12 protein-coding genes are annotated in these 16,653 nt (G+C 61.8%); 1 reads left to right on the top strand and 11 read right to left on the bottom strand.

Features of this window, described 5'->3' with window-relative positions:
- The 7 genes from VFI82_02580 to VFI82_02550 all read right to left on the bottom strand — a co-directional run.
- Positions 1 to 751 (bottom strand): tryptophanase (locus VFI82_02580; protein HET7183542.1); only part of this gene is annotated, 751 nt, incomplete at its 3' end.
- Positions 752 to 903: 152 nt separating this feature from the next.
- A complete protein-coding gene (locus VFI82_02575) occupies positions 904 to 1,887 on the bottom strand; it encodes an aldo/keto reductase (protein ID HET7183541.1) in 984 nt (327 codons plus the stop codon).
- Between the two features lie 166 nt (positions 1,888 to 2,053).
- Positions 2,054 to 2,956 carry a nitrilase-related carbon-nitrogen hydrolase gene (locus VFI82_02570; protein ID HET7183540.1) on the bottom strand — a complete coding sequence of 301 codons (903 nt, stop codon included), beginning with the start codon at positions 2,954 to 2,956 and terminating at the stop codon, positions 2,054 to 2,056.
- Positions 2,957 to 3,049: 93 nt separating this feature from the next.
- The gene (locus VFI82_02565) at positions 3,050 to 4,519 is read right to left on the bottom strand and encodes a CoA-acylating methylmalonate-semialdehyde dehydrogenase (protein ID HET7183539.1); all 1,470 of its coding nucleotides are present in this window, start codon (positions 4,517 to 4,519) and stop codon (positions 3,050 to 3,052) included.
- A gap of 153 nt (positions 4,520 to 4,672) precedes the next feature.
- On the bottom strand, positions 4,673 to 7,522 hold the full coding sequence (locus tag VFI82_02560) for a serine/threonine-protein kinase (protein HET7183538.1): 2,850 nt from the start codon (positions 7,520 to 7,522) through the stop codon (positions 4,673 to 4,675).
- A 66-nt stretch (positions 7,523 to 7,588) separates the two neighbouring features.
- On the bottom strand, positions 7,589 to 7,933 hold the full coding sequence (locus VFI82_02555; protein HET7183537.1) for a hypothetical protein: 345 nt from the start codon (positions 7,931 to 7,933) through the stop codon (positions 7,589 to 7,591).
- A gap of 374 nt (positions 7,934 to 8,307) precedes the next feature.
- Entirely contained in the window at positions 8,308 to 8,775 is a 468-nt protein-coding gene (locus VFI82_02550; protein ID HET7183536.1) for a hypothetical protein, read from the bottom strand.
- 349 nt (positions 8,776 to 9,124) lie between these two features.
- On the opposite strand from VFI82_02550, the gene VFI82_02545 reads away from it, so the two are divergent.
- Positions 9,125 to 10,825, top strand: coding sequence for a S8 family peptidase (locus VFI82_02545; GenBank protein ID HET7183535.1), 1,701 nt, complete (start codon positions 9,125 to 9,127; stop codon positions 10,823 to 10,825).
- 45 nt (positions 10,826 to 10,870) lie between these two features.
- Here VFI82_02545 and egtD read toward each other — a convergent pair whose 3' ends face one another.
- The 4 genes from egtD to VFI82_02525 form a co-directional block, all read right to left on the bottom strand.
- Complete coding sequence (egtD, locus tag VFI82_02540) at positions 10,871 to 11,836, bottom strand: L-histidine N(alpha)-methyltransferase (protein ID HET7183534.1); 966 nt, start codon at positions 11,834 to 11,836, stop codon at positions 10,871 to 10,873.
- Positions 11,817 to 13,106, bottom strand: coding sequence for an ergothioneine biosynthesis protein EgtB (gene egtB, locus VFI82_02535; protein ID HET7183533.1), 1,290 nt, complete (start codon positions 13,104 to 13,106; stop codon positions 11,817 to 11,819). Before egtB ends, egtD begins: the two co-directional genes overlap by 20 nt.
- A gap of 84 nt (positions 13,107 to 13,190) precedes the next feature.
- Entirely contained in the window at positions 13,191 to 14,780 is a 1,590-nt protein-coding gene (locus VFI82_02530; protein ID HET7183532.1) for a hydantoinase B/oxoprolinase family protein, read from the bottom strand.
- On the bottom strand, positions 14,780 to 16,653 hold a 1,874-nt coding region (locus VFI82_02525), incomplete at its 5' end, for a hydantoinase/oxoprolinase family protein (GenBank protein HET7183531.1). The genes VFI82_02530 and VFI82_02525, both read right to left, overlap by 1 nt.

The following is a 16,653-nucleotide window of genomic DNA, read 5'->3' as shown; positions in this document are numbered from 1 at the left end:
CCCCGTAGCTAAACATTTCTTGTGCGATTTCTATGGGCGTTTTCGATTGGTATCCCTTTTCGCGCAGCTTGATGAACCAGGCATTCTCGGCGAAGCGGCAGGCATCAAAATAGAGCGGGATACCGTGGCGCTTGCAGACAGCGCTGACCTGGCGAACATTTTCCATGGAGACCGGTTGGCCTCCGCCTGAATTGTTGGTGACGGTGAGCATCACGAGGGGAATGCGGGCGCGCCCTACGCGCTGGATCAGGGCTTCGAGCGCGGGTACATCCATGTTGCCTTTGAACGGGTGCTGGGCGGAGGGATGGCGGCCTTCTTCAATTACCAGATCGACCGCTTCGGCGCCCACGAATTCCACGTTGGCCCGCGTGGTGTCGAAGTGGGTGTTGTTGGGAACAACGTCTCCCTTCTTGCAGGCGACGCCGAAGAGGATGCGCTCCGCGGCGCGTCCCTGGTGCGTGGGGATGACGTGCTTGTAGCCGAAGATTTCCTGCACCGAATCACGGAAGTGGTCGAAGCTCTTGCTGCCGGCGTAGCTTTCGTCACCCTCGATCAGGGCTGCCCACTGGGCGGTGGACATCGCGCCGGTGCCGGAATCGGTGAGCAGGTCAATGAGCACGTCCTCGGCCGGCAGCAGGAACAGGTTGTAATGCGCGGCGCGCAACCGTTCCGCGCGCTGCTCGCGCGTGGTCCAGCGGATGGGCTCGACGCTCTTGATGCGAAAGGGCTCGATGATGGTGCGAATCGGCATGGCAGGCGAATCATCGCAAATCACCCGCACAGAAAGCTGTGACAGAGCGCACAGAAGGGTAGCTGGTAGTTGGGACTCATGGCTGGGTAGTTGGTTGCTGGACTCGGCGGCTCTTGATCCAACTGCGACCTACCAACCACCAACTACTTGTCTCAGAGATTTACCCGCTTCATCCCCGGTTCGGGATAGCGTTCGCCTGCGGCGGCTCCTCGCGGCAGCAGTTGGTTGATCCGCGCCAGTTCCTGGGGTGTCAGCGTCAGGTTCGCCGCCTGCGCGTTCTGCTCCAGGTACTGGATCCGCTTGGTGCCGGGAATCGGCACGATGAATTCGGCCTGCGCCAGCAGCCACGCCAGGGCCAGTTGCGCGGGCGTGCAGCCTTTCTCGCGAGCAATTTCCTCCACCCGCTGCGCCAGTTCGAGGTTCTTACGCAGGTTTTCCTCCTGCAAGCGCGGCATGTTCTTGCGATAGTCATCCGGAACGTCCTGCGGACGCTTGATCTGTCCGGCAAGGAAACCGCGACCGAGCGGGCTGTAGGCTACGAAGGTGATCCCCAATTCGCGACACGCGGGCAGGATCTCCGCCTCGGGATCTCGCGTCCACAACGAATACTCGGTCTGCAAGGCGGCGATAGGATGCACTTTCTGCGCGCGGCGGATAGTGCCCGCAGCCGCCTCCGAAAGCCCGAGGTGCCGAATCTTGCCCTGTTTGATCAGGTCGGCCATCGCGCCGACCGTCTCTTCGATCGGCACGTTGGGATCGACGCGGTGCTGGTAATAGAGGTCGATCTTCTCCACCCCGAGCCGCTTCAGGCTTGCGTCGCAGGCCTCGCGAATGTAGTCGGGACGGCCGTTGACTCCAATCCAGTCACCGTTCGCCGCGCGCACATTGCCGAACTTGGTTGCCAGGAAGACCTCACTGCGGCGTCCCTTGATGGCGCGGCCGACAAGCTCTTCGTTGTGGCCCATGCCATAGACGTCTGCCGTGTCGAGAAAGTTGATGCCGAGATCGAGCGAGCGCTGAATAGTCGCGGCGCTCTCGTCATCGTTGCGTTCGCCGTAGAACTCGGACATGCCCATGCAGCCCAAGCCGATGGCGGATAAGCTTTCTGTGGTGTGATCGAGGCGGCGTTGCTTCATGGCAGGTTCGATGCGTCCATCTTTGGTCATGGCAAAAAGATGGACGAGGGCACAGGGAGGATGCACAGAATCGAGAGTGGGAGATAGGTGTATCGTGTAATGTCATCCTTCGCGCCGCGTTCGCTGCGCTCAGGATGACATCCATTCAACAGGATACATCCGGGCTTCAATCTGCCGCAGCGGCCGTTCTTGCCTGTCCCGACTGCGCCGTGAGCGGCTGGTAGGTTTCCGGGCGCCGGTCGCGGAAAAACTGCCAAGTCCGCCGCACCTCTTCGATCATGTCGAGATCCAGTTCGGCGACCACCAGTTCATCCTTGTCGCGGCCGGCCTGCGCGACAATCTTGCCGCGCGGATTGCAGAAGTAGCTCTTGCCGTAAAACTCGCCGATTGACCACGGCTTCTCCCACCCCACGCGATTGATGGCGCCCACGAAATATCCGTTCGCCACCGCGTGTGCCGGCTGTTCCAGTTCCCACAAATATTCGGACAGGCCGGCGACGGTGGCCGAGGGATTGAACACGATCTCGGCCCCGTTCAGCCCCAGGATGCGCGCGCCCTCGGGAAAATGGCGGTCGTAACAGATGTACACGCCGACCTTGGCGTACTTGGTGCGGAACACGGGATAGCCGAGATCGCCCGGCGTGAAATAGAACTTCTCCCAGAAACCGGGATTGCAATGGGGAATGTGGTTCTTGCGATATTTTCCGAGGTACTTGCCGTCGGCGTCGATGACTGCCGCGGTGTTGTAGTACAGCCCAGTCATCTCCTCTTCATACACCGGGACCACCAGCACCATGCGATGCTGCGCGGCGATCTTCTGCATGAGCTTGATGGTGGGGCCGTCGGGGACCGGTTCGGTGAGCTCGTACCACCGTTCCTTCTGCTCGGCGCAAAAATAAGGACCGTAAAATAGTTCCTGCAAACACAGCACCTGAACTTTGTCTTTCGCGGCCTGGGCGATGAGCTTGACGTGCTTGTCCACCATCGCCTTCTTAATCTTGTCCAGCGGCTGCTCGGTGCCGAGCGCATTCGAAGCCTGTATAAGTCCGCACCGCACATTGCGAGGCATGAGTCCTCCAAAAGAAATTCGCCACGGATGCACACGGATCTACACGGATTCTTTTGCCATCTCTGCTCCTCCGTGTAAATCAGTCGCCAAGACTTAATCTGGCCAGCGTGACGTCACAACTTTCGTCTCCGTATAGAACCGCACGCCGTCCTTGCCCAGGGCGTGCGCATCTCCGAAGAACGAGTTCTTCCAGCCGGAGAATGGGAAGATGGCGACTGGAGCCGGCACGCCCAAATTCACGCCGACCATTCCGGTCTGGGTGTTGGCCGCAAATTGCCGCGCCGCCGCGCCCGATTTGGTGTAAATCGAAGACGCATTCCCGTGTTCGGAGCTGTTGACGACCTCCAGCGCGTGGTCCAAGTCGCGCACGCGAATCACCGAGAGGACGGGTCCGAAAATCTCCTCGCGCGCAATCCGCATCTCCGGCTTTACATTGTCGAAAATTGTGGTGCCGAGGTAATAGCCTTCGGCGTCGCAGGTGTCCTTGCGGCCGTCGCGCACCAGTTTCGCGCCCGCCTTCACGCCATCCTCGATATAGCCAACAATGCGCTGGCGCGCTTCGGGCGTGATCACCGGGCCCATGCCGCAGCCGGGACGATCACCGGGACCGATCCTGGTAGCGTCACCAGCTTTGACTAGTTCGCTTACCAGCCGATCGCCGACCTCGCCCACCGCGACCACGACGCTGGTGGCGACGCAGCGCTCACCGGCGCAGCCGAACGATGACGACATGATGGACTCGACCGTCGTCTTCATGTCGCAATCCGGCATGACCACAGAGTGATTTTTGGCGCCTGCCAGACACTGCACCCGCTTGCCATTCCTGGCCGCGGTTTCGTAGATGTACTTCGCCACCGGGCTCGATCCGACAAAAGAGACGGCCTTGACGCGCTTGTCCGAGAGCAGCGCGTCTACCGCGTCTTTCGCGCCGTGCACCACGTTCATGACGCCGGCGGGAAGCCCGGCCTCCTGGAGCAGTTCGGCGGCGCGCACTGACGAGCGCGGCACGCGGTCCGAGGGTTTCAGCACGAACGTGTTGCCGCACACGATCGCGAGCGGGAACATCCAGAGCGGCACCATCAGTGGAAAGTTGAACGGTGTGATGCCGACGCAAACCCCGAGCGGCTGGCGCGTGGAAGCGCTGTCAACGCCCGGCGAGACGCGGTCCACGGTTTCGCCCATCATCAGCGAAGGGATGCCGGCGGCGAATTCCACGCACTCGATGCCGCGCTGGTAGGAGCCCTTGGACTCTTCCAGCGTTTTGCCGTTTTCTTCCGTACATAGGCGGATCAGTTCATCCGCGTGCTGCTCCAGCAGCTGGCGGTACTTGAACATGATGCGCGCGCGCTGCAGCACCGGCGTCTGGCTCCAGGCGGGGAATGCCTGTTGGGCAGCCCCGACCGCAGCCGAAATTTCCTCATTGGTGCAGTAGGGAATCAGCGCCGCGGCCTCGCCGGTCGCGGGATTCGTTTGCACGGCCGTCTTCCCGCTCGACGCCTGGTGCTTGCCGCCGATGAGGATCGGCACCTTCTTGAGATCGGCTGAAACTGCGCTGGTGACCATGCTTTTATCCCCCTCGAAATATGACTCGAATTCTATCTCACCCGACAAGGTTTTGCCGGTCTTGATCTATCTGGAAGTGCATCCATTTGCAAAATAGATGGACGGCTGATCCGGCGGGTACCCGTCGTTTCAGCCGTCAGAGTTTCGCGCGTCCTAGTGCGCCACGATCTCTTTCCACTGCGCCAGCTTGTCCGGCTTGCTCCATTCGCTGTACAGACGCAGCACCTGCTCGCCGGCTTTCGCGAGCTTTTGCCGACGCACATCCGGCACCTTGGCTGCGGTTTGCTTCATGCCTTCGTAACCGGACACCAGCAGCGGTTCGGCGTCGCTGTACTTCTTGTCCCCAGCCATGCTCGCGCCCAGCAGGTTCTCCATCCAGTACCGACGAAAACCCTCAGGCCTGGCTTGCTTCTCGGTCTCCAGCGCTTGGAGCAGGACCGACTCGGCCTCAGGGTACCGTCGCTCATCGAGCAGCACCTCGCCCAAATCCGCAAACGCATCCATCGTGTCGGGATGCTTTGGCCCCAGCACGCGCGTGCGGAGTTCCGACACCTTTCGTGCCAACGGCTCCGCTTCGCTGTACTTGCCTTCAGTTTCGTAGATTGACTCCAGGATTCGCATGGACTCCAGCGTTTCGTTGTGTTCGGGACCGAGCACGCGTGTGCGGATGTCGAGAACGTTCTTGCACATTGATTCCGCCGACGCATACTCGCGCGCCCCCAGCTTCAGCATGGCGAGATTCGACATCACCGCCAGGGTGCGCGGATGCTCCGGCCCCATCTGCTTGCGCCACTGCTCCAGCACCGTTTGGTACAGGGGCTCCGCCAGGGAATACTTGCCCTCCACCGCATACAGCACCCCGAGATTGTTCACGCTGTTCAACGTTTCGGGATATTCCGGCCCCTGCGTGCGGCGCCGTATGTCAATCACCGTTTCGTACAGTGATTCTGCTTCCGCGTACCGGTTTTCCTGCTGGTAGAGCACCGCCAGGTTGTTCATGGTCGACATCGTGTCCGGGTGTTCCGGCCCAAACACTCGCTTCCGTATCGCCAGAATCTCCTGCAGCACCCGCTCGGCATCGGGCAACCGGCGGCGCACAAAGTAGACGCGCGCCAGTATGTTCATCGTGTCCAAGGTCGTTTCATCGTCGGAGCCGAGGACGCGCCGCTCGCGTTCCAGCAGGTCCACCAGCATCGGTTCCGCCTCGACAAACTTCGCTTCTGCAACGTAAACGTCCACCAGTTCGCGGTTTGCCTTCAGGGTTGCGGGATCGTCAGCGCCACGCGCGCGAGCAGAGGCTGCCGCCGTTTCGCGCAGCAGGGATTCCGCTTCCGCATACTTGCCCGCGTGCAGATATGTGTCCCCCAGGCTTGTGGCGACTGCCAGCGTCGCCGGGTTGTCGTGGCCGACCGTCTTCTCCAATTCGAGCGCTCGCCTCTGGTGTTGCAACGCCTCCGGGTATAGGCCCAAGTGCCTGTACGTCGTGCCGATGGTGGATTCGATCGAGCCTTCGACCTGAGGTTTTCCCGGGAAGCGGCCGGCAACATGGCTCGCCGCCCGGTCCAGCACCGTCCTTACCTTGATGTCGGGATCCGGCTTGGCTCCCCGTTGCTGTCCGGAAGCACTGGCTTGAGCCAGCAGGTCGGTTTGCAAGAAATCATTGATCGCGGTGGCGGTGGCGGCAGCGGTGTCGGCTCGTCGTTTTTCGGCAAACGCAGTGTCCCGTTCGCGACGTGCTTGCGCTTCCGCCTTCACGGCGCGGTCTCGAGCCTGGTTAGCAGCGCTCTCGGCGTTGACGGCGCGGTCGCGTTCCTGCCGCGTCGCAGCTTCGGCGGTGACCGCACGGTCGCGCTCGCTACGTGCCTGCAGCTCGGCCTTCCTGGCACCGATCTCCGCCCGCTTCGCCCGAACCGATTCCAGCGAGCTGGCGATAATCCCCGCTACCAGAACAACGAACACGACCACCACGGCCGTCACTAGACCACGGTTTCGGCGCGCGAACTTCCGCACCTGGTACAACGTCGAAGCCGGACGTGCCGTAATCGGCTCATCATTCAGATACCGCCGAATGTCGGCGGCCATCCCGAACGCGGACGCGTAGCGCCTTCCTTTTTCTTTTTCCAGAGCTTTGTTGACAATGGTCTCGATGTCACCGCGGTACCCGCGGCTTAATGAACTCAGCCGCGTCGCTTCTTGCTCGCGGATGACTTGCACCGCCTCCGGCAGCGTCTTTCGATCGATGCTGTAGGGAAGACGTCCCGCCAGCAATTCGTACAGGATCACTCCCAGCGAATACACGTCGGTCCGGATGTCGATCTCGAACGGGTCCGCCATCACCTGCTCCGGGCTCATGTAGGGGAGGGTCCCCACCAGTTGCCCAATATCGGTCTGGCGCGTCGCTTGCTGGTCGGAGTCGGTAATGCGCGCGATGCCGAAGTCCAGGATTTTCGGCTGGCCGCTGGTGTCCACCAGGATGTTTCCCGGCTTCAGGTCGCGATGGATCAGGCCGCGTTGATGCGCGTGGTGTACCGCATCGCAAATGCGCGCCATCAGCTCGAGACGCTGACGGGCCTTGAGCTTGTGTTCCCGGGCATAGGTGAGCAGCGACTCGCCCTCCACCAGCTCCATGGCGAAGTAAGGCTGCGTTCCGAACGCCGTCTCCGCGCTGCCCGCTTCGTAAATCTGTGCGATACCGGGATGCTGCAGCCGCCCGAGCGCCTGCGATTCCTGTTCGAATCGCCGGGTCATCTCCTCGTCGGCATATCCCGGCTTGATGACCTTGAGGGCGACGATCCGGTGCGGCTTCTCCTGCTCCGCTTCGTACACCGCTCCCATGCCACCCTGCGCGATCAAGCGCAGGATGCGGTAGCGCCCGATTCTTTCCGGAAGACCGGGCGTCCGCCTGACGGCAGCGCTGGAGCGCGTCGCGTCCACCGAGGACAAAGTAGGATCACCCGGTCGCGTGGAACTGTTCGGATAGCCGTCATCGTCCCGGTTGTTCATGACTCATCTGCTCAGCACGAGCGTGAATGCAAGGATGGGCCCGATTCGGCTCGGGCCCGCTTCGTGTTAGCTCTGGGTAGCCGTCCAGTCGCCATCGCTTCCGCCAGGTCCGCTGTGCCATGAGCCGGAGTACTTCGCTTTTCCGTTGGGCTGCGTGCCGGCGGTCAGACCGTCGAACCGTACCGGGACGCCACCCACCGTGATCGAAAAAACGATCGCATTGCCTTTCGCTTGGTTTGTTGCCTGGTACTGCGTGTTGTTCACTGTGTAGACGATCGCACCGTTGTTGTAAGTGAAGCTGCCGTTATATTGACTGCCGCCCTTGCAGTTGGATCCGTAGGTGCCATTCGGTGGTTGGTTAGCTGGATTCGCTGTCGGTTTGTGCGGAGCTGGTTGCGGCGTTTTCTGCATGGTTCCTCCTTACGGCGAGAATTGCACTCGCGAGCGCCCTCTTTTTGCCAGCGCATGGCAATCGTGGTTCTGCAATCCAATGAATTGATCCCGTGGAATTGCGGTGCGCAACGCCCCCGCGTTTATGCGCACTGGCTGGCCGGGGGCCGCGTCTGCGGCCCATATCCGTGCGGTCAGTGTTGCCGATTATAGATGCTCGGCTCGCATTCGGCAGCCATTTTGCGGAAAAGGGTGGACCATTCCATGCGGGAAAGAAACCGGTTGATACCGCTTCGGACGGAAACCACCGAGCGGCCGACGCACACATTACCAATAGAACGGAGCTTGATGCTGCCGCTGCGACATTCGCTGCTCACATAACACGGAGTTAGGCGCTACCCCGTGCATTTTGACAAGAGGTGATTGACATCGGAGGAGGTCGCCACGCCCTCAGGATTGGTGAAGTGTACTTCCATGAACACGATCTCGTTGTTGAGTGCGCCTGCGGCCAAAAGTTTCAGATTGAATGTCAGTGTTTGCTCGGTGGTGATACCTTCACTGACCACCTCCACCAGCTTCTGCGTAAAAATCACGGTATAGGGGACGTTCGCGCTTGAGTTGGCGGTCAAGTTGTTGGCAACAACTTGAGAGCGAGTATGGGTATCTCCTGCCTCGTCTATCCATGTCGTGGTGGTCAAAAGGACACCGCCGCCCAGTGTAATCATGTCGCCATTGCAACCCTTAAAGGGCCCGCCCAGTGCGGAAGCGAGAACAGCTTCAGTGATTGTGGTGCTCGTTATCTGCGCGAATAGGCCCATTGACCAAAGAACGATCACGGCGCTTAACAACCGTCGAGTCTTCACTGCAGCTCTCCTCCCGAACCCTGGTTCGGTCTCCTAGCGTCCTGGGTTTTGACTGGGGCGCGTTCTGGCGGATGCAACGGGACCTAAAGCGGAACCAGATCTGCCGTGGGTCAATGATTCGCTGGAGTTTCGAGCAGACTATTTCAAAGCAGCTGCAAGGTCAATTACCAAAGTGACACGATGCGACAAACTGTCCTCGGCCAGTGCGGCAGGAGAGGACAATATGGCGCAATACGGTGTCAACTCCCGGCGCATCATACCTTAAAATCAACAACTTACAGCGATGAAATGATGGCAGCGCACCTGCCCTTGAAGGACTGGCTGCTTTAGTTTCAGGAGACCCTACGAAATGAGAAAACTGCTACTCCTCCTGGTTTCATGCTCGCTGTTGACCTTTGCCGACGACACCAAACTCGCGAGCGATTTAAAGGGCAAAACCGGCGACGTGGCGATTGACGTCGTGGTGCAGTATGCGGTGCCACCGACACAACGCCACAAGGACCGTATTGCGGCCCATGGTGGGCAGGTGAAAACGGACCTGCAGGTCGTGAAGGCCGTGTCGGCGTCGCTGCCGGCGAGCAAACTGCGCGACCTGTCGAACGATCCTGATGTCGTCTATGTAAGCCCGGACCGGACCGTCGTAGGGTCGCTCAATTACGTCACGACCGCAGTCGGCGCCAACTATGCGTGGCAATCGGGATACGACGGGACAGGCATTGGCGTAGCGGTGATTGACAGCGGCATCAACCCTGGCGGAAGTGACTTCAACACCACTCCGACCTCGAGAACGTCGCGGGTTGTTTACAGCCAGAACTTCACGACGGAGAGGAGCGCCGGGGACGGATACGGCCATGGAACGCATGTGGCCAGCATCATCGCCGGAAATGGCGCGGCGTCGATCTGCTCCACGTGCTTCGTTACTTTCAAGGGCATGGCGCCGACGGCCAACCTGATCAATTTGAAAGTGCTCAACGCCGTAGGGCAGGGACAAGATAGCTACGTGATCGCCGCCATCCAGACTGCGATTAGCCTGAAGGCGAAGTACAACATCCGCGTCATCAACCTTTCGCTGGGGCGGCCGGTTTACGAAAGCTACCAGCAGGATCCGCTTTGCCAGGCGGTCGAACAGGCGTGGCGGGCGGGCATCGTAGTCGTCGCCGCAGCCGGTAATGATGGCCGCAACAACTCCGCGGGCACGCAGGGCTATGGCACGATCACCGCGCCCGGCAACGATCCCTACGTCATCACCGTCGGCGCAATGAAAACGCAGGACACGATGAGCGTGGCCGACGACACCATCGCCAGCTACAGCTCCAAGGGACCGACGTTAGTCGATCACATTGCCAAGCCCGACATCGTCGCGCCAGGAAACCGGGTGGTCGCGCGCGTGTCAGCGGGCGGCTACGTGGTGAACAACTTCACGGTGAACCAGATTCCGTACTCGTACTATCAATCCCCGGCCCCCTTGGGCAACTCGGCTTACTACTACAGGCTCAGCGGCACCAGCATGGCGGCAGGCGTAGTCAGCGGCGCCGTGGCCGACCTGCTGGAAGCGCACCCGCTGTTGACGCCTGACCAGGTGAAAGCTCGCCTGATGAAGACAGCGGCGAAGAACTTCCCGCAGTACAGCTCGGTCTACGACGCCGCTACCGGGACCACCTACACCAGCCAGTACGACGTGTTCACCGTGGGCGCCGGCTACCTGGATCTTGCCGCCGCGCTGATGAGCAATGACCTGGCGTTACTGCCGGCAACGTCGCCCACGGTGGCGTACGATTCCTCAACGCAGAGCGTTTATTTCGTCAACGACTCCGCGGCCCTGTGGGGCAGCGCGGCGTTGTGGGGAAGCGCGTCGATCTGGGGCAGCCAGGCATTTGTCGGGACGCAATCGTCGTTGTGGGGCAGTGCCGCGCTGTGGGGCTCCGCCGCTCTTTGGGGCAGCAGCACCGACACCGGCTTCGCTTCATTGTGGGGCAGCGCCGCTCTTTGGGGCAGCAGCACTAACGCGACCGGCGAGGCGACACAGGTCCTGATCTACGGCGAAAATTAGAGACAGTAACTAACTAACCTAGGCGCGCGCTTTGGCGAATCCAGTTCAGATTCTCCGGGCGCGCGCCAGTTGCAGGGCAAACCAGCGGCGCGCGTCATGCCAGGTCGATTCGCGAGCGAAGCCGCCGTTTTCGAGGATGGAATCCACCATGCTCTCGGTGAACTTATAGCTGTTTTCAGTGTGGATGGTTTCGCCCGGGTCGAAAGAAATTCGCATGCGCAACGCCGGAATTGTGACCTGTTGGGCGCGGGTGCTTTGGAGATAGATTTCGATGCGCGAGGCCAGCGAATTCCAGCGCGCCACGTGGGTAAACGATTCGGCATCGAAGTCAGCGCCCAACTCGCGGTTAATTCGCACCAGCAAATTGCGGTTGAACCTGGCGGTGACGCCGGCAGCGTCGTCGTAGGCGGGCAACAGGATCGATTCGCATTTGACCAGGTCGGTGCCGAGCAGCAGCGTGTCCGCGGCCGTCAACCGCGTCCGCAGACGGGCCAGCAGCCGCGAAGCGTGCATCGGTTCGAAGTTTCCGATGCTCGATCCTAAATAAAGAATAAGCCGCGGCCCTGGAACCTCGGAAATGAACTCCATGCCATCGGCATAATCGGCGATGAGCGGCTGGACTTTGACGCGCCGCAGCGATCGCAAGTTCTGTTCCGCCTCCGCCAACGCCGCTTCCGAAACGTCCACTGGGAAAAAATGCGCCTCCCCGCGCAAGGCCTGGAGCGCCTCCAGGATCAATCGCGACTTGGTTGCGGTGCCGGCGCCCAGTTCAATGACGCTGGGCGGAAGACCCGCTGCCAGGACCATCGATCGCGCCTGCTGCCGCAGGATGGAAGTTTCGGTCCGAGTGAGGTAGTACTCGGGAAGGGCAGTGATCTGTTCGAACAGCTCAGAGCCGGCAGCGTCGTAAAACAGCTTGGGCGAAAGCGTCTTCGGCCGGGCACTGAGCCCGGCGCGGACCTCGTCGGCAATCGATTGGGAACGCTGGACTTCAGTCTTGGTCGCTCGCAAGCCGTACTCCTGAAAATTGCCACCGCGCCTGCGGCGGAAAGAAATTCCGATAGGTCACGCGGATATGACTGGCGGGGGTCGCACACGAGCCACCGCGCAGGACGAACTGGTTGCACATGAACTTTCCGTTGTATTCACCGAGCGCGCCCGCCGCCGGACGAAAACCCGGATACGCGACGTAAGGGGTGGCGGTCCACTCCCAGATGTCGCCGAAGATCTGCCGCAATGCCGGAGCCCGTTCGTCGTTGAGGGCGTTCCCGTCGTCTGCGGCCTGAGGATGGAAGGTTTCATCTTCCAGCATGGCGCCCCAACTCGGGCTGCGCGCCGCGGCGATCTCCCACTCTGCCTCCGACGGCAGGCGCGCCCCCGCCCAGCGCGCAAAGGCGTCGGCTTCGTAATAGCTCACGTGACATACGGGTTCGCTGGCGTCAACGGCCCGTGGCCCACTCATCGTGTACTGCCACCACGAACCCTCGTGGCGTTCCCAGTAGAGCGGCGCGTCCCATTGCTGCGCGCACACCGTGTCCCAGCCGTCGGAGAGCCAAAACTCGGGACGCCGATAGCCGTCGTCGGCCATGAACTGCAGCCACTCGCCGCTCGTAACGGCTCGGGAAGCTAGCCGGAAGGGCCGCAGCAGCACCTGGTGCCGGGGGCCTTCGTTGTCGAACGCGAAGCCGCTTCCGGTATGACCGATTTCGTGAACGCCGCCCTCGAAGCTTCGCCAATGCAGTTCCCCCGCGGCACCGGGCGGGATGATCGGCCGGGAAAGGTAGCTTGGCCGGAGCGGGCTGCACCACAAAGCGTGTTTGACGTCGGTAACAATTAACTCCTGGTGCTGCTGCTCATGGTTCAGGCCGAGTTCGATGAGGGCAAGAACATCGTCGTCGGCTTCGTCGATCAGTTCGAGCATGGCGGCATCGACGCTGTGCCGATAGGCATGCACCTCATCCAGGGACGGGCGCGACATCAGCCCACGCGCGCCGCGGAGGGGATGCTCGCCCACGCGCTTGTAGTAAGAATTGAAGAGCTGCCGGAAGCGGGGGTCGCAAGGCTGGTAATTGCCGGCGTGCGGTGTCAGGAGAAAAGTTTCGAAGAACCACGTGGTATGCGCCAAATGCCACTTTACCGGGCTGGCATCCGGCATGGATTGCAACATCTGGTCTTCGGCGGAAAGCGGCGCCGTCAGCCGCAGCGTGGTGGCGCGCACTTCGGAGTATTTGTGCGCCAGTGCTGGCGCGCTCTTCCCGGCCTCGATTCCGCGCGTTGCCATAGCATGCCCAGGGTCCGCGGGGCACGGATAAGTAAGATGCGCAGAACCGGCGGAAGCATCAGGATTTCGGCAATCCGCAGCTACCTACCGGCTTTTCCCCCAGCCGCCTCCGCCGGGGGTTTCGATGCGCAGGACGTCGCCGGCACTGGCTTGGCGATTGCACTTGCCGGGCAGTTCTTCTCGGGTGCCATCGCGGCGCAACAGAGTTGCCTTGCCGGTCGCTCCCGGTTCGCCGCCCGCTAATCCGTATGGCCCGACTTTTCTGCGGTCGGCAAGAATGGTGACCTGCGAATCGGCCAGCAACTCGATCTCGCGAACCAGGCCGTCGCCGCCGCGATGCCGGCCAGCGCCGCCGGACCCGCGGCGGTAACTATAGCGGCGAACGCGGAAGGGATACGCGTATTCAAGCGCCTCAACGGGCGTGTTCAGCGAGTTGGTCATGTGCGTGTGTACGCCGGGCACGCCATCCAGTCCGGGCCGCGCGCCCATGCCGCCGGCGGTGGTTTCGTAATACGCGAACGATTGGCCGGTGCGTGGATCCATCCCGCCGACGGTGACATTGGTCATGGTTCCTGCGCTTGCGGCAGGCACGCGGTCGGGAGTGGCTTGCGCCAGGGCGCGCATCAGCACATCGACGGTGCGCTGCGAAGTCTCGACGTTGCCGCCGGCTACCGCTGCCGGAGGGCGAGCGTTCACAATCGTTCCCGCGGGTACGATCAACTCGATGGGACGCATGATGCCTGCCGTGGCGGGGACGTCGTCACCGAGCAGGCAGCGGAAGACGTAGTACGTTGCCGAGTAGGTGATCGCCTCGACCGCATTGATGCTGCCTGCCACCTGGACATCCGTGCCGGTGAAGTCAACCCGCGCCGTTTTCTTTCGGGGATCAATATGCAGCGTGACGCGGATACGGATGGGATGATCGGTCACGCCATCGTCGTCCATGAAGTCCTCTGCCGTGAAATCGCCGGCAGGCAGTTGCGCCAGTTCGGCGCGAACCAGGCGCTCCGAGTAATCGAGCAGCGCGCGCATGTTCTGCTGAACACGACGGAGGCCATATTTCGTAGTCATCTCATCGAGCCGTTGAGCGCCCACGCGACAGGCGCCGACCTGGGCGGTGAGGTCGCCCTCGCGCTCATCCGGCGTACGCACGTTATGGAGAAGCAGCGACATGATGTTGGGGTCAATCTCGCCCGCGCGCGCGATCTTTACCGGCGGAATGCGCACGCCCTCCTGGTAGATTTCGCGGCACAGGCCCATGGAACCGGGATAGGCGCCGCCGACGTCGGCGTGATGCGCGCGGCTGGCGACGTAGAAGGCAGGCGCTTTCGAACCGCGGACGTAAACCGGCAATACCATGGTGATGTCAGGCAAGTGCGTGCCACCGGCGTAGGGATCGTTCAGGATGGCGATATCGCCCGGCTCAAACTGAAGCGCATCGATCGATGCGCGCACCGACATGGGCATGGAGCCGAGATGGACGGGCATGTGGTCGCCCATGGCGATGACCTGGCCGGCGCCGTCAAAAACCGCGCAGGAGTAATCGCGCCGCTCCTTAATGTTGGGCGAAAATGCGGTGCGGCGCAGGATGGCGCCCATCTCCTCTGCGATGGAGTGAAACGCGCTGCGAAAAATCGCCAGCTCGACAGGATCGATTCTTGCCGCGCGCGACATCACTTCACCTCGATCACGATGTTCTGACGTTGGTCCACGCTGGCACGGCAGCCCGGCGGCAGCACGGTCGTGGCGCTGTACTCGGCGACGATCGCCGGCCCGAGAAAGACGTCGCCGGGCCGCAAGAGTTCACGCCTGTAAATCGGGGCTTTCGAGGCGCGGCCGTCAAACACGACACGGCGGTGCTTGACGAGAGCTTGTTTCGCCGCGCCGCGCACCGTCTTTTTCTTAGGGAACGGTACCGGTTCGGTGGAGGCGACCACGCGTACACGCAGGTTAACGACCTCGACGCGCCGCCGCTCGTCAGCATATCCGTAGCGGCGCCGGTGCGCCTGATGGAAGCGTTGCACAAAGTTTGCAGACCACGGGATGCTCAATTCAAACCCTTGTCCCGCATAACGCACGTCGGCAAAACGCGTGGCAACCGACTTCAGGTTTTCCTCCCGCATTTCTTTCGCGCCACGCCGTTCCAGTTCGCGGAAGTGCTTTTCCAAAGCCGCGGGATCGGGGCCGAGCATGACGGTGCGCGAGTAATCCTTGACCACGTCGGACATCAGGATCCCCAGGGCTGACAGCGCGCCCGGCATTTGCGGCACCAGCACGCGTGGAATCTTCAACGCACTGGCCAGCGCGCAGGCATGCAGCGGTCCAGCGCCGCCGAAGCTGACGAGGGTAAAATCGCGCGGATCGTATCCGCGCTCGACGGAGATGACGCGGATGGCCTTCTCCATTGCCGCTTCCGCCAGGCGAACAATTCCAGCCGCAAATTCCTCGACGGAGGCAATCGGTCCCTTGGTGGCAGCCAGATACTTGCGCGCACGCGGTTCATCGAGCGACATCTCGCCGCCAAGAAAGAAATCGGGATCGAGGCGTCCGAGCGCGAGATTGGCGTCGGTAACGGTGGGTTTCTCGCCACGGCCATAGCAGATTGGCCCAGGAGCGGCGCCAGCTGACTGTGGCCCCACGCGCAATATACCGCCGGCGTCGAAGCGCGCCAGCGATCCGCCGCCCGCGCCGACGGTGTGAATGTCGAGCATAGGTACGCTAATCGGCAGGCCAGAGATGACGGACTCGCTGGTGGTGCGGAGCCTCTCGGCGCCCTCCACCAACGCGACGTCGGTCGAAGTGCCGCCCATGTCAAAGCCAATGATTTTGTCGAAGCCCGCCAGTCTCGCCACCGCGTGCGCCCCCACGATGCCGCCGGCGGGGCCTGACAAGACGGTTCTCACCGGCTCTTTCGCCGCTACCTGGGCCGACACGATTCCGCCCGAGGATTGCATGACTTGCAAACGGCCGCCGGCAAACTCACCCTCAAGCGCCTGCTGCAGTCCGCTGATGTAGCGTCCCATTCCTGGGGCGAGATAGGCATTGACAGCGACGGTGGAGGCGCGCTCATACTCGCGGAATTCGGGAAGAATCTCGTGTGAGAGCGAAATGGGCAAGCCGAGCTTGCGCAACGCGCCAGCGACAGCCTGTTCGTTGCGGACGTTCGCGAAGGGAAAGAGGAGGGAAACGGCAATGGCGTCGGGCCGCGCTGCTGCCGGCGAGACCACGAGGTCTTGCAGGTCCTTGGCGCCGGGAGATTTCAGAATTTCGCCAGTTGCCGAGGTTCGTTCGGCGACGCCAAAGCGCAACTCCGCGGGCACCAGCGCGGGATCCGGAACCATGAACCAGTCGTACAAGCGCGGGCGCGCCTGACGTCCGATCGCGATCGTGTCTTCGAAACCCTCGGTGGTAACGAAAGCCACACGCGCTCCTTTGCGCTCCAGCAAGGTGTTGGTGCCGACAGTGGTTCCATGGCGGACTTCCGGCTTTGCGCCGGGGCTGATTTTCCGGAGCGCGGCAACGATTGCATCCGACGGATTGGCCGCTG

It is taken from the genome of Terriglobales bacterium, from assembly GCA_035691485.1.
Lineage (GTDB): Bacteria > Acidobacteriota > Terriglobia > Terriglobales > Acidobacteriaceae > JAIQGF01.
The sequence above is the reverse complement of the archived record's forward strand: the minus strand, read 5'-3'. Positions and strand labels throughout refer to the sequence as shown.